Origin of the sequence: Nocardioides sp. NPDC057577 (genome assembly GCF_042801335.1) — a bacterium.
Taxonomy (GTDB): domain Bacteria; phylum Actinomycetota; class Actinomycetes; order Propionibacteriales; family Nocardioidaceae; genus Nocardioides.
In genome coordinates this window covers 1-21,828 of record NZ_JBHVGB010000092.1, presented here as the reverse complement: position 1 = coordinate 21,828, position 21,828 = coordinate 1, and the positions used below count along the sequence as shown (strand labels likewise).

Sequence of the window (21,828 nt, the reverse complement as noted above, 5' to 3'; positions counted from 1 at the left end):
GATCAGGACCTGAGAATCAGAAGGCCGACTCGGGCAGATCCATGATCGAGTTGTCGATCGCCTCGGCGATCGCCCGCTCAGCGGTCAGCTTGGGCAGGTTGTAGGAGGCGAAGAACTTCGCGGCGGCGACCTTGCCGGTGTAGAAGTCCGTGTCCTTGCCGGCGTCGCCGGCCAGGGCAGCGAGGGCGATCTCGGCCTGGCGCAGCAGCAGCCACGAGACCACGACGTCGCCGACGGCGAGCAGCAGGCGCGAGGTGTTCTGGGCGACCTTGTAGATGTTGCTGATCTCCTCCTGCGAGGCCATCAGGTCGTTGAACATGTGCCCGACGATCGCGTTGACGTCCTCGAGCGCGGTCGCGAGCAGGGCGCGCGACTCCTTGAGCTCGGCGGAGCCCTCGTTGTCGAGGAAGGCCTGGATCTCGCCGGCGATCTGGCCGAGCGCGGCGCCCTGGTTCTTCACGATCTTGCGGAAGAAGAAGTCCTGGCCCTGGATCGCGGTGGTGCCCTCGTAGATCGAGTCGATCTTGGCGTCGCGGACGTACTGCTCGATCGGGTACTCCTGCAGGAAGCCCGACCCGCCGAAGGTCTGCAGCGACTCGGTGCCGAGCAGCACCCAGGCGCGCTCGGAGCCGTAGCCCTTGACGATCGGCAGCAGCAGGTCGTTGACCGCGGCGGCCAGCTTGTTCTCGTCGGAGCCGTCCTCGGTGAGGACGACCTTCTCCTGCCACGAGGTCGTGTAGTAGACCAGCGCGCGCATGCCCTCGGCGAACGACTTCTGCACCAGCAGCGAGCGGCGTACGTCGGGGTGGTGGGTGATCGTGACGCGCGGGTCCGTCTTGCCGGCGGCGACGAGGTCGGCGCCCTGGACGCGGGTCTTGGCGTACTCGAGCGCGTTCAGGTAGCCGGTCGAGAGGGTCGCGATGGCCTTGGTGCCGACCATCATCCGAGCGTTCTCGATGACGTCGAACATCTGGCGGATGCCGTCGTGCACCTCGCCGAGCAGCCAGCCCTGGGCGGCCTCGCCGCCGCCGACCTGCGGGTCGCCGAAGGTGAGCTCGCAGGTGTTGGACACCTTGATGCCCATCTTGTGCTCGACGTTGGTGACGTACGCGCCGTTGCGCTCGCCGGTGAGCTCACCGGTCTCGTGGTCGAAGTGGAACTTCGGCACGAGGAAGAGGGAGAGGCCCTTGGTGCCCGGGCCGCCGACGCCCTCGACGCCCTTCGGGCGGGCGAGGACGAGGTGCATGATGTTCTCCTGCAGGTCCGACTCGGCGCTGGTGATGAAGCGCTTGACGCCGGTGATGTTCCAGGAGCCGTCCTCGTTGGGCGTGGCGAAGGTCTTGCCGGCGCCGACGTCGGAGCCCGCGTCGGGCTCGGTCAGCACCATCGTGGAGCCCCAGAGGCGCTCGACCATGATCTTGGCGATCTGCTTGTCGCGGTCGTTGCCGTTCTCGAAGACGACCTTCGAGAAGAACGGGCCGGCGGCGTACATCCAGATCGCCGGGTTCGCCCCGAGCAGCATCTCGGCGGTCGCCCAGACCAGCGAGTTCGGGGCCACCTGGCCGCCGATCTCCTCGGGAGTGTGCAGGCTCCAGAAGCCCGAATCCATCCACGCGTCGTAGGACTTCTTGAACGCGGCCGGGACCGGCGCGGTGTTGGTCTTGGGGTCGAAGACCGGCGGGTTGCGGTCGGCCTCGACGAACGACTCGGCGAGGTCCTCGCGCGAAAGACGCTCGACCTCGGCGAGGATCTCCTTCGCGGTGTCGACGTCCAGGTCCGCGAAGGGACCGGTGCCGAGAACCTTGTCGGTGCCGAAGACCTCGAACAGGTTGAACTCGATGTCGCGGAGATTGCTCTTGTAGTGGCTCACTGATCCACCTTCATAACCTTTGTCGGATGTACCAGTTGCGGGAGCGCCGGTCGGCGCGGACTACTGGCGGGTAACATTAAGAATAGGCATGCGTCGGAGGGGTGGCAAGCCCGGGGCTACTGATGGGTAGGGGTCTTCGTCACAGCAGAGCGCCAGGGAAGCAGCCCTGAGGAGAGCAGAAGTACGCCTCCGGCCGCCGCGATCGCGATCCGCGGGCTCGTCGCCGCGGCCAGCGCCCCGGCCGCCAGGACCCCGACCGGCTGGGCGACCTTCATGGTGATCGACCACGCCGCCTGCACCCGCGACATGTGGTCGTCGGCGGTCTCGCGCATCCGGTAGGTGGCGAAGGTCGGGTTGAAGACGCCGGCGCAGAGGATCAGCCCGAAGTTCGCGGCGGTGAACCAGATGAACCCGGCCGCGCCACCCGGGGTGAGGGCGATCGGGATGGTCCACAGGGTCCGCGCGACCCCGGACCCGAGCAGCACGGCGCGCTCGCCGAGTCTGTTCGTGAGGCGGGGTGCGGACATGGCGCCGATGATGCCGCCGAGGCAGGGCAGGCCCATCGCGACGCCGTACATCCACGGTTCCATGCCGAGCTCCCGCAGCGTCAGCACGGTCTGCAGCGGGCTGGTGGCGATCACGCACGAGCCGAAGAGGGCCGCGTTGAGGAAGAGCGAGCGCAGGTCGCGCCGGGCGAGGATGTAGCGCCAGCCGGCGGTCACCTCGCCCCGCCAGTGCTGCGGCTCCCTCGTCGGCGGCTGCGGTTCCGGCGTACGGATCGAGCGGATGCCGAGCGCGGAGAGCAGGTAGGTCGCCGCGTCGACGAGAACGGTCAGTGTCGGCCCGAACGCGGAGACGAGAGCCCCGCCGATCGGCGGGCCCGCGGTGAAGGTCGTCCAGAAGGTCGTCTCCAGGCGGCTGGTCGCGGCCAGCCGGGCCTCCGGCTCGACCAGCGCCTTCAGGTGGGCGCCCGAGGCTGCGGTGAAGGCGAGCTCGCAGGTCGCCGCGACGACACCGACGACGCACAGGTGCGCGTAGGTGAGCAGGTCCAGGAGCCCGGCCGCCGGGATGCTGAGCATCGCCGCGAACCGGATCAGGTCGGTGCCGACCATCGTCGGCCGCTTGTGGCGATACTCGATCCATGGCCCGAGCCGCACTCCCGCCGCTGCGGCCGCGAACCCGGACAGCGCCGCCAGCAGCGACACCTGGAACGTCGAGGAGCCGAGGACCAGCACCGCGACCAGCGGCAGCGCGCCGTAGGCGATGGTCGATCCCGCCTGGCTCGTGGCCGTCGCCAGCCAGAGGCGGTTGAAGTCCCGCCCCGGTGCGGCCGTCCTTCGATCGGCCTCCGTGACGGTCACCCGCCGACCCTATCCGGGAGGGACTCGGTGATCAGGTAGAACACGTTTCAGTTTCGGCGTACGATCGCCTGCATGATCACCTCCGACGCCATCACCTGGAACGCCCCCGACGACGACCACCCCGCACGTACGGCCGGCCAGCGCTCCTATGCCGCCGTCGCCAAGGGCGACCTCGACGAGTGGCTGACGATCTACGCCGAGGACTGCGTGCTCGAGGACCCGGTCGGGCCGTCGATGTTCGACCCCGAGGGCAAGGGCCACCACGGCCACGAGGGGCTCAAGGCGTTCTGGGAGAAGGCGATCGCCTCGGTCCACACCTTCGAGTTCGAGATCAACGACTCCTTCGCCAACCCCGAGGGCAACACCTGCGCCAACATCGGCAAGATCAAGACCAGCTTCCCCGACGGCAGCTACACCACCACCGACCTGATCATGGTCTACACCGTCAACGACGAGGGCCGCATCGCTTCCATGAAGGCCTTCTGGGAGCCCGACCGCACGATGGCGAGCTTCACCTCCGCCTGATCGAGTTGGTCCCAGACGTTCCCGCCCTTCTACCAGTCGGTAATGGGCTCGTACGTCTGGGACCAACTCGTATGGGTAGGCCAGCCGCCTCACGCCACCGCGTGCTCGGCGATCCACTCGACCAGGGGACGTACGGCTCGCCAGTCCTTCTTCACCTCGCCGACGAGGTCGGGGGTGTGGATGATCGGCTCGAAGCCGATGGTGCGGCCGAGGTGGATGGACTTGTGGCGGAGAAGCTCGATCTTGGGGTGGTCCTTGGCGAAGCCGCGCGGGGCGGTCTTGAGGCGGTCGCCGGTGACCTCGTAGCCCTTCTTCTCCGCGACCGCGAGGCGTTTCTCCAGGTCAGCGCCGTAGTGGTCGTGGACGATGGCGTCACGGAAGGCGGCGAGCCGGGGTGGCTCGAACCAGTAGCAGCCGCCACCGGTGCGGATGCCGCGGGGCGAGACCTCGACGTAGTAGCCCGTCTGAGGCGCCACGGCCACGAAGGCTCCCTGGTGGGTCTTGTAGGGGAGCTTGTCCTTCGAGAAACGTACGTCGCGATAGGGCCGGAAGATCTTGGCGCTGCCGAACTCCTCGGCGAGCTCGTCGGTGAGCGCCTTCATCGGCGCGAGGACGGACTCCTTGTAGACGTGCTTGTGGGCTTCCCAGAACGACTTGGTGTTGTCGACCTCGAGGTCGTCGTAGAAGTCGAGCGCTGCCACGGGGAAACCTTCGAAAGTCACCCAGTAAGTCTAGGGCTCGTGGGTTTCAGTCATGGCGGACCATCCAGGCACCGGTGGAGTTGTCGAGCACGACCCGAACATTCGCGTCGGCGCGGCCGTCTGCGGCATGCGTGCACAGCGAGCTGGAGCAGTAATGGCGCACGAGATGCACGCCCTCCGGTGTGCGAACCTCCAGATGCAACGAGTAGGTCGTGCTCTCGTCGGAGTGGTCCTCGTAGCCGACCACCATGGCCGTATGTGTGGTTCCGTCCTGGAGGAGTCGCCGAGCGACGTCTGCGCGAGCGGGCGCATCCCACATGTTCGAGGTGAGCCCGGCCATGATGAGCGCTCCAGGGATGACGAGGAGCATCCACAGCCATCCCCATGGACTGGTTTCCAGGGCGGTCAGCACTCCCAGAGGGATCAGGGCAAGTGCTGTCAGTCCGGTGGGTACGGCGAGGATCCGCTGGAGTCGACCGCCTCGGCCGGTCTCCCATTCGACTTCATGAAGGTTCGCCAAGGCCACGTACGCAGCCTATCGGCGTCCGCGCAGGCGCGTCAGACGCTCGGGATCTGGATGGTGTCGGCGACCCGGCGGGCGTGCTCGGCCATGGCGCGGGCGATGTTGGCGGACTCGCCGAGGTGGCGGGAAGGGTCGAGCAGACCGGCGATCTCGCCGCGGGTGAAGTGCTCCGAGACCTCGGGGGAGTCGGCGAGGAGCGAGGCGAAGTCGAGCTCCTCGACCGCGGCGCGCTGGGCCAGCTCGAAGACGACGTCGTGGGCGACCTGGCGGCCGATCCGCTCGCCGAGCTCGAGCATCAGCGACTCGGAGCCGATCAGCCCGCCGGAGAGGGCCAGGTTGGCGCGCATCCGGTCCTCGTCGAAGGTCAGCCCGGTGAAGATGACGACCAGCCGAGCCAGTACGTCCCCGGCCAGGCGAGAGGCCTGCGCGACCGCGTCCTCCAGGATGCCGGTCATCGCACCGTTGGCCTCGTGGTCGTGGAGCATCGACTCCATCGCCGGGGCGACGAGCCCACGCAGCTGGGTGGCGGAGGTGATCACGTCGAGCGTCAGTTGCGGGTTGCGCTTGTGGGGCATCGTCGAGGAGCCGATGGTGCCCTCGGGGATCGGCTCGAAGGCCTCGCCGAACTCGGGCTGCATCATCGAGTAGACGTCCTTGCCGATCTTGCCGGCAGTGCCACCGAGCATCCCCAGGATCGAGACCCACTCGACCATGCCGTCGTTGATCGCGCGCGAGGGCACGGGCATCGAGCCCATGTCGAGCCGGGAAGCCGTCTCGGTCTCGATGGCGCGAGCGTGGGTGCCGAAGGAGGCCATCGTCCCCGCGGCCCCACCCATCAGGAGACGGAAGACGCGGTCCTCGACGGACCGGAGCCGGTCGACGTGGGCGGCGATCTCGTCGATCCAGATGGCGACCTTGAAGCCGAAGGTGATCGGGACCGCGTGCTGGGAGTGCGTACGCCCCGGCATCGGCACCTCGGCGCCGGCCTCGGCGACCTTCGACAGCGAGCGCAGCAGATCGCCGAGAAGGTCGAGGATCTTGTCGTGCGCCTGGCGCAGCAGGATCAGGTCGGCGGTCTGGGTGATGTTCTGCGTGGTGGCGCCCCAGTGGACCCAGCCGCCGTGCTTCGCGCCGACGACCCGGCAGAGCTCCTCGACCAGCGGGGTCAGCGGGTGGCTGTGCTCGGCGGTGGCCTTCTCGATGCGGTCCAGGTCGAGCTTGTCCAGATCGGCGGCCTCGGCGATCGCTTCGCCGGCCTCCGCGGGGATCACCTTCACGGCCGCTTCGGCCTCGGCCAGGGCCGCCTCGACGTCGAGTCGTGCCTGGAGACGCGCCTCATAGGTGAACAGATCTCCGATGCCGTGGTCGGGGACTCGTCCGTCGGTGAATCGGCTGCTCGAGCCCGCGGGCATGGCGCGTGATCCTTTACGTGTCGTTCACACAATGATTGGAAAACAGAAACCCAATCTTAATGGACGCAACCTGCAAACACCCGCGATCGTGTGCTGCGTCACTTGGATCGTGCAAGTGAACCGAAACAGGCCGTGCCATAAGGCACGGCCCGATTCCATGGAGCGGACGACGAGATTCGAAACTCGCGACATCAACCTTGGGAATCAGATTAGCCCACCCCACAGCCACTCGTTCGTGCTTCCGTGGACCGGGATTTCGTGCTGTTCTTCATGGCAATGATCGGCCTGGCCAAGAGTATCGGGGGCATCCTGGGGGCACGTGCGAGTGTCCGTATCGCGGGGGCGGAGCGTTGCCCATGTCCGGCACCTGGCCACCTTGGCGGGGGTCTGGGGGCTTGCCCCCACGCTGCCCAACACCATCCACCGTAGTAGCGACGCGGGGAGTGTCCCTATCGGCAGCCGCGCCTACCTCCCCCTCGTCGTCGGCCGAGTCTGGAGCCGGGATCGTCTGGATTTCGCGGAGTGGTCGGTGTCACATGCATTACTCGGCGCATGGCTGGTTACCGTAATTGCGCCAACGGAGCAGTCAGGGTGACTCTCTCCTGCGTGGCGATTGACACCACGAATTGCGCCGTTGGTGGCCCGGCGGTCTCGGGCACCGACTCGGGATCGCGGTCTAGTTGGCGGGCTGGAGTGTGGGTCTGCTGGCGAAGGGCCGGAGAGCGCACGGTGCACGGACCCCCGCCGTCGTCGTGCCGAAGAACTGGCGTGGCTCGTGAGTGAGGATCAGCGTCCTCCGCGAGTGATTGCGGTTCTAGTTGCTGGCCCTGGGGAGTGAGCGCTTGGTCTACGGACTGGGCGCTCTCCTTCGTTTTGCGCGGCACGTAGGGGGACCGGCCGCCAGGCGGCACGCTCCCGGAGGCCGCCTTCCTGGGGGCATCTGAGCCCAAACAGAAACCCGCACTGCCGACGATGACGACGAAAGTGCGGGCTGACCTGGGATGGAACGTGGAGCGGACGACGAGATTCGAACTCGCGACATCAACCTTGGGAAGGTTGCGCTCTACCAACTGAGCTACGTCCGCAGGTGCGACCAGGATGTTACCTCACACACCCGGCCAGGTGTGAAACCGGTTCAGGAAAGTCGCGTCATCCGGGGATAGCGGGCCGACAGCCCCTCGCCTGCCGGGCCACGGAGCATGCGGCGTACGGCCCAGGGGAGCGCGCGGGCGGCCAGCCGCCGGACCTCGCGGATGGGACCGACCAGGCCATTGGGGCCCGGTTCCTCGACGACGACCAGTGGTTTCGGGGTGGGCAGGTGGTGGCGTACGCCGAGGGTGTCGAGGACCTTGATCGCCATCAGCTGGTGGCCGGGGGCGCCCAGGAAGCCGTGGCCGTCCCAGTAGCCGGCGTCGTCGTACTCGGTCATCCGCCAGAAGTCGACCAGCGTGGCTCCCCGCCGCTGCGCGATCTCGCGCACCGCCTCGTTGTAGACCGCGAAGCGTCCGCGGAGCAGTCGCCCGACGGTGGTCGACCGCGCGCCGTAGGCGGTGAACACGAGCACCTTCGCGCCGGTCTCGGTCAGGTCGCCGATCGCCGACTCGTAGGTGGCGAGCAGGTCATCGATGTTTACATGTGGCCACATCAGGTCGACCGACCCGCCGTAGATCGTCACCACGTCCGGCTCGAGCGTGATCGCCCGCCCGACCTGCTCCTTGACGATCCGGTCGATCCCGCGGCCGCGGACGGCGAGGTTGGCATAGGTGAACTCGGGGGTCCGCTCGGCCATCACCTCGGCGACCCGATCGGCCCAGCCGCGTACGCCGTTCGGGCGACGTACGTCGGTGTCGCCGACGCCCTCGGTGAAGGAGTCGCCCAGCGCGACGTACCGGCGATAGCCGCCGGGGATCAGCGCATCCAGTGCCATGGCTCCGATTCAATCGGGTTTACCCCGGGACGTACGACTCCGGCGCTGAATCTGTGACGCATGGGGTAGGGGTGATTCCAGAGACGCTGCCAGCGGCAACGCAGGAGCAGTACACAGCGCCCGGCTGCGTTAGGTTTGCCTCGTGCTGCTGAGCGACAAGGACATCCTGACCGAGATCAACGACGGGCGGATCGTTATCGACCCCTGGGACGAGTCGATGCTGCAGCCGTCGTCCGTCGACGTACGTCTGGATCGGTTCTTCCGGGTCTTCGACAACCACAAGTACGCCACGATCGACCCGGCCGTGGACCAGTCCGAGCTCACCCGGCAGATCGAGACCGAGGGCGACGAGCCGTTCATCCTGCACCCGGGTGAGTTCGTGCTCGGGTCGACGTACGAGACCGTCAGCCTGCCCGACGACATCGCGGCGCGCGTGGAGGGCAAGAGCTCGCTGGGGCGCCTCGGGCTGCTCACCCACGCCACCGCCGGCTTCGTCGACCCGGGCTTCTCCGGCCATGTGACGCTCGAGCTGGCCAACGTCGCGACGCTTCCGATCAAGCTCTACCCGGGGATGAAGATCGGTCAGTACTGCTTCTTCAGGCTCACCTCGCCGGCCCAGAACCCCTATGGCAGCGAGAAGTACGGGAGCCGCTACCAGGGCCAGCGCGGCCCGACCGCCTCGCGCAGCTTCCAGAGCTTCCACCGCACCAAGATCTGAGCGTCGGGTGGGTGAGGTCTTCGCGGGGCGCTACGAGCTGCTGGAGCCCATCGCGGAGGGAGGCATGGGCGAGGTCTGGCAGGTCCAGGACCGCCGCGAGGGCGACATCAAGGCCGCCAAGCTGCTGCGCCAGCGCGACGCCTCCTCCTTACTCCGGTTCATCCGCGAGCAGGCCACCCGGATCCACCACCCGCACGTCGTCACCCCGCTCGGCTGGGCTGGTGAGGACGACAACGTGCTGTTCACGATGCCGCTGCTCCGCGGCGGCTCGGTCGCGATGCTGGTGGGCGACTACGGCGCGCTCTCCGAGCAGTGGGTCGTCGCGATCCTCGACCAGACCCTCTCGGGTCTCGAGGCGGTGCATGCCGCCGGTGTGGTGCACCGCGACGTGAAGCCGGGCAACCTGCTGCTGGAGGTCACCGGCGCGGGCGTCCCGCACGTGCGACTCTCCGACTTCGGGGTGGCCGTCCCGACCGACCAGCCGCGGCTCACCGAGGCCAACGTGATGATCGGTACGCCTGGTTACATGGCGCCCGACCAGGGCAGCGACCCGGATCCGCGCGACGACCTCTATGCCACCGCCGTCACCGGCCTGCACCTGCTCACCGGGGTGAGGCCACCGCACGACCCTGCGTACGTCCCGCCGACCCCGCTGGGCCGGCTGCTGCTCCGGGCGGTCGGCTCGGACCGCGCCGCCCGGCCGCAGTCCGCCGCGGAGTTCCGCCAGCTGCTCGCTCAGGCCGTGCCCGCGCGGCGCTGGGAGCCGGGCGAGGCCGAGGTCCTGGACCAGTACGCCACCGGGCGGACCTCGCCGCCGCCTCCGCCCCCTCCGCCGACGCCCCGGGATGCCCGGGGTGCCAGAGACAGGACCGCGGTGCGGCGTACGAAACAGCATGACGACCGGCCGCTGTGGCCGATCGTCGTGCTGGTGCTCGCCGGGGTGCTGCTGCTGGCAGGCGGGGCCTTCCTGCTGATCTAGGCGCGCCGCCTCCGGATCAGCAGCACCGCCGCGGCGGCGAGCGCGGCGATCCCGAGGCCGGTCCCGCCGATGCCGGCGACCAGCTCGAGGGTGTCGCCGGAGCTCTTCGCGCCGCTCTCGCCCTTGCCGGTCCCGGAAGCGTTGCTCGCCTCCTCACCGGAGCCCTGGGAGCCCTCGGACTCCTCGGCGCCGGAGCCGGAGCCGGAGTTCAGGTTGAGGTCGGCGGTCGGTGCCGTGAGCCCGGAGACCTTCTCGTAGTCGGGCTCGCCCGCGCCGTCCTCGCCGACGGTCTTGATGGTGAGGGTGTAGGGCACGTTGATGTTCTCGTCGAGGCCATACTGGATCCGGACGTAGTGGACGCCCGGCAGCCCGGTCGAGGCCTCCGCGTCGGCGTTGGCGAAGCGGTTGCGGTAGGCGACGACGTTGGAGACGGTGCCGGTGCGCCAGGCGTCCGCGCAGTTCTGGAGCAGGCCCGGGTCGCACCAGCTCTTCGGCGCCTTGCTGCTCAGGTCGACCGTGGCGTCGCCGCCGAGCGGTCCGATGACGTCGAGCTCGACGCCCGCGCCGACTCCCCACTCGCTGCGGATCGCGTCGGTCATCCGGGCGTCGAACTGGGCCTGCAGGTGCTGGCCCCAGCCGACGGGGACGCCGATGACCTGGTTCTCGCCCGGGTTGATGTCGAAGGAGTACGTGCCGTCCTCGACGATCGGCGCGTTGGCGATCGCGCTGCCGGGGACCAGGTCGGTCGTCGGCTCGCCCGGTGTCAGGTCGGTCCAGGTCGGCTTCTCGGGCTGGGGAGGCAGGGCGTCGAGCGCGGCCGCGCTGACCGGGGGCTCCTCGTAGACCATCAGCTGAACCGGCTTCCCGGCGATGGCGCCGGCGTCGCCGCTGCCCGGCGCCGTGCTCAGGATCAGCTCGTCGGCGGTGTTGCACACGTCCTCGGGGTCGGTGTCCGCGCTGTGGGTGGAGCCGAAGATCAGCCGGCTGCCGTCGCCGTACGTCCCGCTCTGCACCACCGTCCAGCGGCACTGGGTGAGGTCGCCGTTCTCGCCCTCGACGCTGATCTGGGGGCTCAGGTTGCTGACGAGGTCCTCGGACTCGCCCTCGAAGATCAGGCCGAGGTGCACGGTGGTGCCGGGGGCGGTGCGCTCGAAGCGGTAGTAGCGCTGGTCGCGGGTCTGGATGGTGTCCAGGTACTGCCCCGTCCTCACCAGGGGCGCGCCGGCTACGTCGGGGGTGCCCTTCACCGGCGTGCCGGTGAACTCGAACGGCCGCAGCGCCCGCTCGGACGCGCCCGAGATCGACTCGCCGATGCCCTCGGCGTCGTCGGCGTCGTAGTAGGTGCCGTTGCCCTTGTCTGCGATGCACTCCAGCTGCTTGCGGGCCTTGCCGGAGACGGAGAGGCCGACGACGTCGATCTGCAGGTCGATGCCCTGCTCGGCGATCGCCTGCGCGGCCGGACAGGGGTCGCCGCAGGTCGACTCGCCGTCGGAGACGAGGACGATCGACCGCTTGCCCTCGGAGCCGATGTCCTCGGCGGCGCGCTTCAGGGCGACCGGGATCGGGGTCTCGCCGTAGGGCTTGTAGCCGCTCACCGCCGACCTCAGGTCGTCGCGGTTGCCGGTGCCAGGCTCGACGACCAGCTGGGTGTCCTCGCATGCGCCCTTCTGCTTGCGTCCGAACACCTTCGCTCCGAACACCCGCATGCCCACGTCCGCGCTCTCGGGCAGGCCGTCGATCACGGTGCCGAGTGCCTGCTTGGCCGCCTGGATCTTCGTGGCGCCCCCGCCAGCCGGCTCCTTCATCGAGCCGGAGGAGTCGAGGACGAGGATCATCCGGCCGTACGTCCCCTGGTTCTGCTCCTCGGCGGCAGCAGGGGCGGCACCGGTGCCGGCCACGGCCGCGGTGAGGACGCCGGCGAGGCCGGTGGCGATCACAAGTCTTATCCGCATGAGCTGCACCTTATGTTCACTAACGTATACGCCGCAAGTACATTTGCAAACGTCGTATCTACGTGTGTAGATTGCCTGCATGGGCGTCGAGGAGAACATCCAGCAGCAGCGCGAGCTGTACGGTGAGCCGCTCGGCGACTTGGTGCGCCGCGCGACCGCTCCGCTGGGCCTCACCCAGGCAACGACCGCCAAGGTCCTCGGTCTGAGTCCGGCGATGCTGTCGCACCTGATGACCGGGCAGCGGGTCAAGATCGCCAACCCGATCGCGCTGGGGCGCCTGCACGCGCTGATCGACCTCGGCGCCAACGCCGGTGACCTCACCACCTCCCAGGTCAACGAGCGGCTCGACGAGATCCGGGAGCTGTCCGCGGAGCTGACCACCGCCTCCCGCGCGGTGTCCGTCGAGGGTGGCGCGGCGGTGCGTGGGGTGCTGCGCGCGGTGGCCTCCGGTCGCGAGCTCCAGCAGGCCGTCGATGCCCTCCGTGAGGTCGCCCCCGGCCTGGCCGAGGTGCTCGAGATCTACGGCTCCGGGACCGACGAGGAGATCCGCACCCACTTCGCCTCAATCCGACACCTCCTCTGAAAGGGGCTTGTCGGTGGTCGCGGCTAGGGTCGGTTGGATGAGTGAGACACCGTTCCTGGCGGCCGATGGTCAGACGCGTTGCGCGTGGGCGGGTGGGGCGCCGGAGTTCCTGGACTACCACGACACCGAGTGGGGGTTTCCGGCCGGCGGTGACGTACGGCTCTTCGAGAAGATCTGCCTGGAGGGGTTCCAGAGCGGGCTCTCGTGGCGCACGATCCTCAACAAGCGACCCGCGTTCCGGGAGGTCTTCTCGGGCTTCGACTTCCACCAGGTGGCCGAGTTCGACGAGGGCGACGTCGAGCGGCTCCTGCAGGACGCCAGGATCATCCGCCACCGCGGCAAGATCGAGGCGTCGATCAACAACGCCCGGCGGGCGGTCGAGCTCGTCGAGGAGCAGGGGTCGCTGGCTGCGTACGTCTGGGGCTTCGAGCCCGAGCCGCTGATGGTCCCGGAGGTGGTGGCGACCTCGCCGGCGTCGGTCGGGCTCTCCAAGGACCTCAAGAAGCGGGGCTGGAAGTTCGTCGGGCCGACGACGATGTACGCGTTCATGCAGTCGATGGGGATCGTCAACGACCACTCGCTCGACTGCGTGATCCGGGACCGGGTCGAGGCCGAGCGGAGGGCGTTCGTCAGGCCCTGACCGTCCGCCGCGTCGTCCCAAACCTTGGGGGCCGATACCTCGTTGAAACGGTAATGTGTTTAGGCTGTCCTAACTAAGCATTGCCTAACCCGAGGTGGTCCACGTGATCCGTCGTCCCGTACTCATCGCAGTGAGCACCGCGCTCGCTGTCTCCGGCCTGGCTGCCTGCAGCACGGGCTCCACCGACTCGGCCGACTCCGGCCAGGAGTCCACCTCGAAGGCCGACTCGGGCGCCTTCCCGGTGACCATCGAGCACGCCTTCGGCGAGACCAAGATCGAGGAGGAGCCGAAGCGCATCTCCGTCGTCGGTGTCAACGACGCCGACATGCTCCTCTCGCTGGGCGTCGTGCCCGTCAGCATCCCCAAGGTGACCTGGGGCGGTGACGAGGATGGCACCACGCCTTGGTTCGACGAGAAGCTCGAGGAGCTCGACGCCGACATGCCGGCGATCCTCGACCAGACCGACGCCATCCCGGTCGACGAGGTCGCCAAGCAGACCCCCGACCTGATCCTTGCGACCTACTCGGGCATCACCGAGGAGGAGTACAAGAAGCTCTCCGAGATCGCGCCGGTCGTCGCCTACCCGGACCAGCCGTGGGCGACCGCGTGGGAGGACTCCCTCGACATGGTCGGCAAGGCCACCGGCCGCAACAAGCTGGCCGACGAGGTCGAGGCCGACACCCAGAAGCTCTACGAGGACGTCAAGACGGACACCCCGGAGATCCAGGGCAAGACCTTTATCTGGGCCGCGCTGGCCACCGCCGACCTCTCCCAGATCCCGTTCTACACGACCGAGGACGCTCGCCCGGACTTCCTCTCCGACCTCGGCATGGAGAACGCGCCGGTCGTCGTGGAGAACACCAAGAAGGGCGAGTTCTTCGCCCAGGTCTCCGCGGAGAAGGCCAGCGAGCTCGACTCCGACTTCCTGTTCACCTACGCGGTCGAGGACACGGACTCCGAGACGTACGCCAAGGACAAGCTGGTCGGCCAGGTCCCCGCGATCAAGGCCGGTCACATGTGGGCCTCGACCGACAACGTCGCCTCGCTCGCCGCAGGCACCCCGACGCCGCTGTCGGTGCCCTACGCCATCGATGAGTTCGTCCCGGGCATCGTCAAGGCTCTCGAGGGTCAGTGACCCTCACGAGGACGCTCGACCGAGCCCCGGCCGCGGATCCGCGCGGTCGGGGTCGGTCGTCGATGGTTCGAGTCGTGATCCTGCTCGCCGGTGTCCTCCTGGTCGCCGTGGTCGCCTCGATGCTGATCGGCGCGAAGCTCGTCTCCCCGCTCGATCTGTGGCGTGACGGCAGTGTCGGCCAAGGCATCCTGGAGACCCGGATGCCGCGCACCGTCCTCGGGCTGATGGCCGGCGCCGCGCTGGCGCTCTCCGGCGCCTGCCTGCAGGGCCTGACCCGCAACCCGCTGGCCGACCCGGGGCTCCTCGGGCTCAACTCCGGGGCCACGTTCGCGATGGTGCTGGCGGTCTCGGTCTTCGGCATCGGCTCGCTCAACGCGTACCTCTGGTTCGGCTTCGCCGGCGCCGCGATCGCCGCGATTCTCGTGCACACGGTCGCCTCCTTCGGCTCCGGCGGCGCGACCCCGGCCAAGCTCGTCCTCGCCGGTGCCGCGCTCGCGGCCGGCGTCACCTCGTGGACCACCGCCGTCCTGCTCACCGACAAGGCCACCTTCGACGTGATCCGGCTCTGGCAGGTCGGCACCATCGGTGGCCGCGGCTGGGACATGGTCCTGACCGGCCTGCCGTTCCTGGCCGTCGGCGCGCTGCTGACCCTGGCCGGCGCCCGCACCCTCGACACGCTCGCTCTCGGCGACGACCTCGCGCGCGGGCTCGGGCGTCGCACCGGCATCGACCGCGCCGTCATCGGCCTCGGTGTCGTGCTCCTCACCGGCACCGCCACCGCGCTGTGCGGGCCGATCGGCTTCATCGGCCTGATCGTCCCCCACATGGTCCGGGTCATGGTCGGCTCGGCCTACACCCGCGTGCTCCCTCTCTCGGCGGGCTTCGGCGCCGCCCTCACCCTCTTGGCGGACGTGGTCGGCCGGGTCATCTGGCCGCCCTCGGAGATCCAGGTCGGCGTGATGACGGCCGTCATCGGCGTACCCGTCTTCATCTTCTTCCTTCGCCGCGGACGGATGGCCGGTCTATGAGCGTGCAGTCGATCAACCCCACGGCGGTCGTACGCAGCGCCCGGCGCATCCCGCAGCGGCGGCTCCTCCTGGTGGCCGGTGGCCTGGGCGCGGTCCTGTTCGGGCTGTTCACGCTCCGCGTGCTCGGCGGCGACTACATCATCACGCTGCCGGACTTCTTCCGGATCCTCGGCGGCGAGGAGATCCCCGGCGCGACCTTCATCCTGATGGAGTCGAAGCTGCCGCGGGCGGTCCTGGGCGTACTGGCCGGAGTCGCCTTCGGCACCGCCGGCGCGATCTTCCAGTCGACCTTGCGCAACCCGCTGGCCAGCCCCGACATGCTCGGCATCTCGCTCGGGGCGAGCGCGGCGGCGGTCTTCGCGATCGTGGTCCTCTCGCTGAACGGCTCGGCGCTCTCGCTCGCCGGGATCATCGGTGCGGTGCTCACCGCCGTCGCCATCCGGCTGGTGGCCGGCAGCGACGGCGGCTACCGGCTGGTGCTCGTCGGCGTCACCGCTGCCGCCGGTCTGGTCGCCGTGATCCAGTACCTCTTCACCCGCGCCAACGAGTACGACGCCCAGCTCGCGCTGCGCTGGATGACCGGCAGCCTCAACTCGGCCTCCTGGCCGACGATCCGGATCCTGCTCGTCGCCCTGGTGATCCTGCTCCCGCTGGTCGCCTGGACGGTGAAGTCGCAGCGGGTGCTCGAGCTCGGTCCCGACGTCGCCAACGCGCTCGGCGTCACCCACCGCTACGCCGACCTGCTGCTCCTCCTCGCCGTGCTGCTGTGCGCGCTGGCGGTCGCCGCGACCGGGCCGGTCGCGTTCGTCGCGTTCGTCGCCGGGCCGATCGCCCGGGTCCTCAACGGCGGGCGTACGACGATCCTCGGTGCCGCGCTGGTCGGCGCGGTCGTGGTGGTCGGGGCCGACTACGTCGCGGCCTATGGATTCCCCGGCACCAACCTCCCGGTCGGTGTCGTCACCGGTGCGTTCGGGGCGCCGTTCCTGTTGTGGTTGCTCGCCAGCGGGCGGGCCGGAAGGCGATGACATGAAAGAGGCCCAGATGAGACTCGCTGCGGAGAGTGTGAGCCTCGGCTACGGCGCGGAGCCGATCGTCGACGAGGTCTCCCTGGAGATCCCCGACGGTCTGACCACCGTGATCGTGGGCGCCAACGGCTGTGGGAAGTCGACCCTGCTGCGCGGGATGGCGCGGTTGCTCCGCCCGATCTCGGGGCAGGTGGTCCTCGACGGCAAGGCGGTCCACAAGCAGCCGACCCGGGCCGTCGCCAAGACGCTCGGCCTGATGCCCCAGTCGCCGATCGCGCCCGAGGGGATCACGGTCGTCGACCTGGTCGGCCGCGGACGTCAGCCCCACCGCGGTGCGCTGCAGCGCTGGTCGCCCGAGGACGACGCGGCTGTCGCCGAGGCGCTCGAGCTGACCAACACGCTCGACCTCGCCGACCGGATCGTCGACGAGCTCTCCGGTGGCCAGCGGCAGCGGGTCTGGGTGGCGATGGCGCTCGCCCAGCAGACAGATCTGCTGCTCCTCGACGAGCCGACCACGTTCCTCGACGTCGCCCACCAGATCGACCTCCTCGACCTGCTCCATGGCCTCCGTGAGACCCGTGGCACGACCGTCGTGATGGTGCTCCACGACCTCAACCTTGCCGCCCGCTACGCCGACCACCTGATCGCCATGAGCGGCGGCAGGATCGCCGCCACCGGTGACCCCGCCGAGGTGGTCACCGCCGACTCCGTCGAGAAGGTTTTCGGCCTGGAGGCCCAGGTCATCTCGGACCCCGTCTCGGGCACACCGCTGGTCGTCCCCATCGGACGCCACCACCGACCCGCCGCTCACCCCCACGCACAAGGAGCCTGACATGCCCATCCTCGCCCGCGTCTCGGTGCGCTCCGTCGAGCGCCTCTCCCCGTCCTTCGCCCGGATCGAGCTGGCCGGCGACGACCTGGCCGACTTCGGCAACGACGGCCCGAGCCTCGACCAGCGCATCAAGCTCCTCTTCCCGGCCACCCCGGGCGTGCTGCCCGAGCTCTCGGCGGAGGACTGGTACACCGAATGGCTCGCCCTCCCCGAGGACGAGCGCCCGCGGATGCGCACCTACACGATCCGCTCGGTCGAGGGCGAAGGCATCGAGAAGCGTCTGTACGTCGACTTCGTGCTCCACCCCGGCGCGCACGGTCCCGGCTCCGACTGGGCCGGCGCGGCGAAGCCGGGCGACGAGATCCTGGTCGCCGGACCCAAGCTGGGCGAGCCCTACGGCGGGATCGAGTGGCTTCCTGGTGACGCGACCCGGCTGCTTCTGGTCGGCGACGAGACGGCCGTCCCGGCGATCGTCTCGATCCTCGAGTCGCTGCCGGCGGACGCCACCGGATCGGCTTTCCTGGAGGTGCCGGCGGCTGATGACGTACAGCAGGTGTCTGCGCCTGACGGGCTGCAGGTCAGCTGGCTCCCGCGCGAGGGTGCGCCCGTGGGTGGTCCGTCCCTGGCTGCCGTCGGCGGGCTGCTCGGCTTCGAGGCGACGCCCGAGGACGTGACCTCGGTCGAGGTCGAGGACCCGGACCTGTGGGAGACCCCGGACTACTCCTCCTCCGGCGAGGAGGTCACTGGCCCCGACAACTCCGCGAACGGTGCTGGCAACGGCGAGGACGGGCGCTACGCCTGGATCGCCGGGGAGTCCCGGATGGTCACCGCACTGCGCCGTCATCTGGTCAACGAGCTCGAGATGCCGCGCAAGCAGGTTGCCTTCATGGGCTACTGGCGAGAAGGCGTGTCGATGAAGGGGTGACCCAGCGCGGTTTTGTCTGTTTGACGTGGTTAGGTTGACGTACTCAATCAACCTAGAAGGGTCGTGGAATGCAAGGAAGCATCCTGGCCGCGGACACCCTGATCCAGGCCAATGCAGTTGATTACCTTCTGATCGCCATCTACTTCGCGTTCGTTCTCGGCATCGGCTTCCTGGCCAGCCGTGGCATGTCGAGCTCGGTGGACTTCTTCCTCTCGGGTAGGTCCCTGCCCGCGTGGGTCACCGGCCTCGCCTTCATCTCAGCAAACCTCGGTGCCGTCGAGATCATGGGGATGTCGGCAACCGGCGCGCAGGTCGGGCTGCCCACCGTCCACTACTTCTGGATCGGCGCCATTCCGGCCATGCTGTTCCTGGGCGTCGTGATGATGCCCTTCTACTACGGCTCGAAGGTGCGCTCGGTCCCCGAGTTCATGAAGCGCCGTTTCGGCACCGGTGCCCATCTGGTCAACGCGCTCTCGTTCGCGATCGCGCAGCTGCTCATCGCCGGTATCAACCTCTACCTGCTCGGCGCCATCGTGCACGCGCTGCTCGGCTGGCCGCTGTGGGTGGCGCTGATCGTGGCCGCGGTGATCGTGCTGTCCTACATCACCCTCGGTGGTCTGAAGGCCGCGATCTACAACGAGGTCCTGCAGTTCTTCGTGATCGTCGCCGGACTGCTGCCGCTGACCATCCTGGGTCTCCACCGGGTGGGCGGCTGGGACGGTCTGACCTCGAAGATCGAGAAGGCCGCGGCCGCCAACCCCGACACCATCGCGCCCGCCGCCGACCAGCTCAACTCCTGGCCCGGCACCGCTCTGACCGGCTTCTCCTCCGACTTCCTCTCGGTCGTCGGCATCGTGTTCGGTCTCGGCTTCGTGCTCTCCTTCGGCTACTGGACGACCAACTTCGTCGAGGTCCAGCGAGCGATGGCCGCCAACTCGATCAGCGCCGCCCGCAAGACGCCGATCATCGGTGCGTACCCGAAGATGTTCATCCCGTTCATCACCATTCTCCCCGGCATGATCGCGGCGGTCCTGGTCACCGAGATCGCACAGACCAAGGCGGGGGAGTCGATCGCCGGTGGTGCCTCGGGTGAAGGGGTGACCTACAACGACTCGCTGCTCTACTTGATGGCAGAGGTGTTGCCCAACGGTCTGCTCGGCCTGGCGATCACCGGTCTGCTGGCGGCGTTCATGGCCGGTATGGCGGCCAACGTCTCCGCCTTCAACACGGTGGTGTCCTTCGACATCGTCCAGGAGTACATCATCAAGGACCGCCCGGACGACTTCTACGTGAAGCTCGGCCGTTGGGCGACCGTTGCGGCGACGGCCATCGCGATCTTCACCGCTGTCCTGGCGTCCAGCTTCTCCAACATCATGGACTACCTGCAGACCCTGTTCGGGTTCTTCAACGCTCCGCTGTTCGCGACGTTCATCCTGGGTATGTTCTGGAAGCGGATGACCGCGACCGCCGGTTGGGCGGGTCTCGTCTCCGGCACCTTGGCTGCGGTCGGCGTCGGCATTCTCGCCGACGGCACGCTCGGCGGACTCTCCGTCGGCGTCCTGCCGCTGTCCGGTCAGGGCGCGTCGTTCGTGGCTGCCGGTGTGGCGTTCGGTGTCGACATCATCGTCAGCGTGCTGGTCTCGCTGGTGACCAAGCCGAAGCCGGAAGGCTCTCTGAAGGGTCTGGTCTATTCCGAGACACCGAGGGAGGACCTGGTGGACCCGGAGGACGCCGGTCGTCCGTGGTGGCAGCGTCCGGTGCCTCTGGCAGGTCTGGCGCTGGTCATGGTCACTATCCTGAACGCGATCTTCTGAGGAGGCTGAGATGTCCAACGAAGCCAACAAGGCCACAGCCAGCAAGGGATTTCTCGGCACGCTGCTGTCGCTCTTCGACATCCGCAACGTGATCGGGTCCCTGCTCGCGGTCTACGGCGTCATCCTGCTGCTGATGGGCCTGTTCGGCGACCCCGAGGTCGACAAGACCGGCGGGCCCAACGCCAACCTCTGGGCGGGCATCGCCCTGCTCGTCGTCGGGGGCGCCTTCATCACCTGGGGGGTGCTGCGGCCGGTCGTGCCGGACGCTCCTCACCCTGGCCACGAGAAGTAGCCCTCCTCCCGGGCTCAGAGTCCGATGAGGGTGATGTCACCACTCACGGTGGTGGTGCGGAGCTCGACATAGGGCTCACCCGCGGCCGGTGCGCCAGCGCTCTGGACAGTGCTGGTGCACCGGCCGGTCACCGTGTTGACGTCGGTCCAGACCGGGGTGCCGTTCGGGATCCCGATGCGTACGTCGGAGGAGGCTCCCTTCACCGAGATCCGGCCCGCGCCGACCGAGTGGATCGCGAAGTCGCCGGCGCCGGTCGAGTGGCTCACGTCGCCCTCGACCTCGTCGATCTCCACGCTGCCGGAGCCCGTCTTGGTGTGCAGGTCGTGAACCGTACCGATCCGGATGTCGCCGGATCCGGACTTGATCGAGGCGCGCCCGTCGAGGGTGTCGGCCTCGATGTCCCCCGAGCCGGACTCGACCTGGAACTCCTCGGTGACCCGGTCGATCCGAATGTCGCCCGACCCGGTCTGGACCCACGCTGCCAGGAGGACTCCTTGGGTGGCGATGTCGGCGGTCCCGGTGCGGGCTCGCAGCTGGCTGCGGACGGGGACCGTCACACTGATGTCGTAGCGCCGTGAGCGGTTGAACGGGCCCTTGTGCGGGTCGATGATGTTGATCGTGTCGCCGCTCTGCTCGACGACGAGACTCTCGGCATCATCGCCGTCGACCTCGACGACCGTCTCGTCCGTGTCAGTCGCGTGGACCTCGAGATTGCCCTTGCCGAACTCGACGAACAGCTTGGCGGGGGCGGTGGACATGAAGGTGTACGTGCTCATGATGGTGCTCCTGAAGGGTGTGGTGATCTACCGGACCGGCCGGGCGGCCGTCCGTTGTTGTGTCTTCGGGTCAGTTCAGGTCAGAGCCAGCCGGTCATCCGGCGGTCGGACCTGCCGCGGTTGTTCCCGCGGAACGGATCGAAGCTGCTCATCGCTTCGTTGACGATGTGTGGGATCGCGGAGAGGTCGACGTCGACGTTGACCGCGTTCTCGCGGGTCGCCGCGCGCACCGCGCCGATGAGCCAGGTGTTGAGCGACTGACCGGCCACGGCCGCAGCCTCCTCGGCCTTCGCCTTGAGCGACTCCGGGATGCGGAGGGTCACCCGGGCGAGGGCGTCGTCGCCCTCCGGCTCCGGCGGGGCCGGAGGAGCCGGGGGAGCGGGCGGTGTCGGTGGCATCGGAGGAACCGGCTCGGCGGGCTCGGGAAGCGTCACCCCGAACTCCAGGTCGCGCCCTCGCAGACGTACGTCCACATTGCCCGCCGGCAGCTCTGCCGTGATCTCAGCGGCTGCCTGGCTCACCGCCTCCATCACCGCCAGCCGAGCGGCCGGGTCGAGCGCGTAGGTGAGCCGCTCCGCGGTCTCCCTGGCCTCCGGCCCTGATGCCTCGGCCGCGGCCAGCAGGTCCCGTCGCAGGCTGTCGATGTACGGCGTGATGTCCATACGCACCACTATGACATCACTGTGACGTCAACACAACCCCGATCTGACATCACGTGATGTCAACCCCCGGCCGAGGCGTCAGGTAGGACGGCCGAAACGTCACGCGCGCCGGTCGAGTGGGCACGGTGGTGCCATCTCGACCGACGCG

Annotated in this window: 21 protein-coding genes and 1 tRNA gene; 12 read left to right on the top strand and 10 right to left on the bottom strand. The window is 68.6% G+C overall.

The window, feature by feature from the left end; genetic code table 11:
- Nucleotides 1-16: 16 nt before the first annotated feature.
- Entirely contained in the window at nucleotides 17-1,870 is a 1,854-nt protein-coding gene (locus tag ACFU7D_RS17985; RefSeq protein WP_378728300.1) for an acyl-CoA dehydrogenase, read from the bottom strand.
- Nucleotides 1,871-1,986: 116 nt separating this feature from the next.
- Nucleotides 1,987-3,231 carry an MFS transporter gene (locus tag ACFU7D_RS17980; RefSeq protein ID WP_378869502.1) on the bottom strand — a complete coding sequence of 415 codons (1,245 nt, stop codon included), beginning with the start codon at nucleotides 3,229-3,231 and terminating at the stop codon, nucleotides 1,987-1,989.
- Nucleotides 3,232-3,303: 72 nt separating this feature from the next.
- Here ACFU7D_RS17980 and ACFU7D_RS17975 point away from each other — a divergent pair, with 72 nt between their 5' ends.
- Nucleotides 3,304-3,756, top strand: coding sequence for a nuclear transport factor 2 family protein (locus tag ACFU7D_RS17975; protein WP_378869499.1), 453 nt, complete (start codon nucleotides 3,304-3,306; stop codon nucleotides 3,754-3,756).
- Nucleotides 3,757-3,845: 89 nt separating this feature from the next.
- Here ACFU7D_RS17975 and ACFU7D_RS17970 read toward each other — a convergent pair whose 3' ends face one another.
- The 5 genes from ACFU7D_RS17970 to ACFU7D_RS17950 form a co-directional block, all read right to left on the bottom strand.
- On the bottom strand, nucleotides 3,846-4,478 hold the full coding sequence (locus ACFU7D_RS17970; protein ID WP_378869497.1) for a DUF2461 domain-containing protein: 633 nt from the start codon (nucleotides 4,476-4,478) through the stop codon (nucleotides 3,846-3,848).
- A gap of 25 nt (nucleotides 4,479-4,503) precedes the next feature.
- Nucleotides 4,504-4,827, bottom strand: coding sequence for a hypothetical protein (locus tag ACFU7D_RS17965; protein WP_378869494.1), 324 nt, complete (start codon nucleotides 4,825-4,827; stop codon nucleotides 4,504-4,506).
- Between the two features lie 188 nt (nucleotides 4,828-5,015).
- The gene (locus tag ACFU7D_RS17960) at nucleotides 5,016-6,392 is read right to left on the bottom strand and encodes an adenylosuccinate lyase family protein (protein ID WP_378869491.1); all 1,377 of its coding nucleotides are present in this window, start codon (nucleotides 6,390-6,392) and stop codon (nucleotides 5,016-5,018) included.
- 1,009 nt (nucleotides 6,393-7,401) lie between these two features.
- Nucleotides 7,402-7,477: transfer RNA gene (locus tag ACFU7D_RS17955), tRNA-Gly, on the bottom strand.
- Nucleotides 7,478-7,527: 50 nt separating this feature from the next.
- The gene (locus ACFU7D_RS17950; protein WP_378869489.1) at nucleotides 7,528-8,319 is read right to left on the bottom strand and encodes an SGNH/GDSL hydrolase family protein; all 792 of its coding nucleotides are present in this window, start codon (nucleotides 8,317-8,319) and stop codon (nucleotides 7,528-7,530) included.
- A gap of 142 nt (nucleotides 8,320-8,461) precedes the next feature.
- Here ACFU7D_RS17950 and dcd point away from each other — a divergent pair, with 142 nt between their 5' ends.
- Complete coding sequence (gene dcd / locus ACFU7D_RS17945; protein WP_045547715.1) at nucleotides 8,462-9,037, top strand: dCTP deaminase; 576 nt, start codon at nucleotides 8,462-8,464, stop codon at nucleotides 9,035-9,037.
- Between the two features lie 7 nt (nucleotides 9,038-9,044).
- Nucleotides 9,045-10,016, top strand: a complete 972-nt coding sequence (locus ACFU7D_RS17940; RefSeq protein ID WP_378869486.1) for a serine/threonine-protein kinase — start codon at nucleotides 9,045-9,047, stop codon at nucleotides 10,014-10,016.
- Here the strand turns inward: ACFU7D_RS17940 and ACFU7D_RS17935 are convergent.
- Nucleotides 10,013-11,968 (bottom strand): VWA domain-containing protein, encoded by a 1,956-nt coding sequence (locus ACFU7D_RS17935; RefSeq protein ID WP_378869484.1) that lies wholly within the window; start codon nucleotides 11,966-11,968, stop codon nucleotides 10,013-10,015. The two genes, ACFU7D_RS17940 and ACFU7D_RS17935, sit on opposite strands and share 4 nt — an antisense overlap.
- Before the next feature lie 79 nt (nucleotides 11,969-12,047).
- On the opposite strand from ACFU7D_RS17935, the gene ACFU7D_RS17930 reads away from it, so the two are divergent.
- The 9 genes from ACFU7D_RS17930 to ACFU7D_RS17890 all read left to right on the top strand — a co-directional run bounded on the left by ACFU7D_RS17930 (nucleotide 12,048) and on the right by ACFU7D_RS17890 (nucleotide 20,242).
- Entirely contained in the window at nucleotides 12,048-12,551 is a 504-nt protein-coding gene (locus ACFU7D_RS17930) for a DNA-binding protein (protein ID WP_378869481.1), read from the top strand.
- A gap of 37 nt (nucleotides 12,552-12,588) precedes the next feature.
- Entirely contained in the window at nucleotides 12,589-13,191 is a 603-nt protein-coding gene (locus ACFU7D_RS17925) for a DNA-3-methyladenine glycosylase I (protein ID WP_378869479.1), read from the top strand.
- A 103-nt stretch (nucleotides 13,192-13,294) separates the two neighbouring features.
- Entirely contained in the window at nucleotides 13,295-14,326 is a 1,032-nt protein-coding gene (locus tag ACFU7D_RS17920) for an iron-siderophore ABC transporter substrate-binding protein (protein WP_378869476.1), read from the top strand.
- Between the two features lie 74 nt (nucleotides 14,327-14,400).
- Complete coding sequence (locus ACFU7D_RS17915) at nucleotides 14,401-15,354, top strand: FecCD family ABC transporter permease (protein WP_378728310.1); 954 nt, start codon at nucleotides 14,401-14,403, stop codon at nucleotides 15,352-15,354.
- Nucleotides 15,351-16,379, top strand: a complete 1,029-nt coding sequence (locus ACFU7D_RS17910; protein WP_378869474.1) for a FecCD family ABC transporter permease — start codon at nucleotides 15,351-15,353, stop codon at nucleotides 16,377-16,379. Before ACFU7D_RS17915 ends, ACFU7D_RS17910 begins: the two co-directional genes overlap by 4 nt.
- Before the next feature lie 16 nt (nucleotides 16,380-16,395).
- Entirely contained in the window at nucleotides 16,396-17,211 is an 816-nt protein-coding gene (locus tag ACFU7D_RS17905) for an ABC transporter ATP-binding protein (RefSeq protein WP_378869471.1), read from the top strand.
- Nucleotide 17,212: 1 nt separating this feature from the next.
- Nucleotides 17,213-18,136, top strand: coding sequence for a siderophore-interacting protein (locus ACFU7D_RS17900; protein WP_378869468.1), 924 nt, complete (start codon nucleotides 17,213-17,215; stop codon nucleotides 18,134-18,136).
- Nucleotides 18,137-18,219: 83 nt separating this feature from the next.
- Nucleotides 18,220-19,950, top strand: coding sequence for a sodium:solute symporter family protein (locus ACFU7D_RS17895; RefSeq protein ID WP_378728317.1), 1,731 nt, complete (start codon nucleotides 18,220-18,222; stop codon nucleotides 19,948-19,950).
- A 10-nt stretch (nucleotides 19,951-19,960) separates the two neighbouring features.
- Nucleotides 19,961-20,242 (top strand): hypothetical protein, encoded by a 282-nt coding sequence (locus tag ACFU7D_RS17890; protein WP_378728314.1) that lies wholly within the window; start codon nucleotides 19,961-19,963, stop codon nucleotides 20,240-20,242.
- Nucleotides 20,243-20,256: 14 nt separating this feature from the next.
- Here ACFU7D_RS17890 and ACFU7D_RS17885 read toward each other — a convergent pair whose 3' ends face one another.
- Both ACFU7D_RS17885 and ACFU7D_RS17880 read right to left on the bottom strand, forming a co-directional pair.
- Nucleotides 20,257-21,018 carry a DUF4097 domain-containing protein gene (locus ACFU7D_RS17885; RefSeq protein ID WP_378728315.1) on the bottom strand — a complete coding sequence of 254 codons (762 nt, stop codon included), beginning with the start codon at nucleotides 21,016-21,018 and terminating at the stop codon, nucleotides 20,257-20,259.
- 80 nt (nucleotides 21,019-21,098) lie between these two features.
- A complete protein-coding gene (locus ACFU7D_RS17880; RefSeq protein WP_378869463.1) occupies nucleotides 21,099-21,680 on the bottom strand; it encodes a toxin-antitoxin system HicB family antitoxin in 582 nt (193 codons plus the stop codon).
- Between the last annotated feature and the right edge of the window lie 148 nt (nucleotides 21,681-21,828).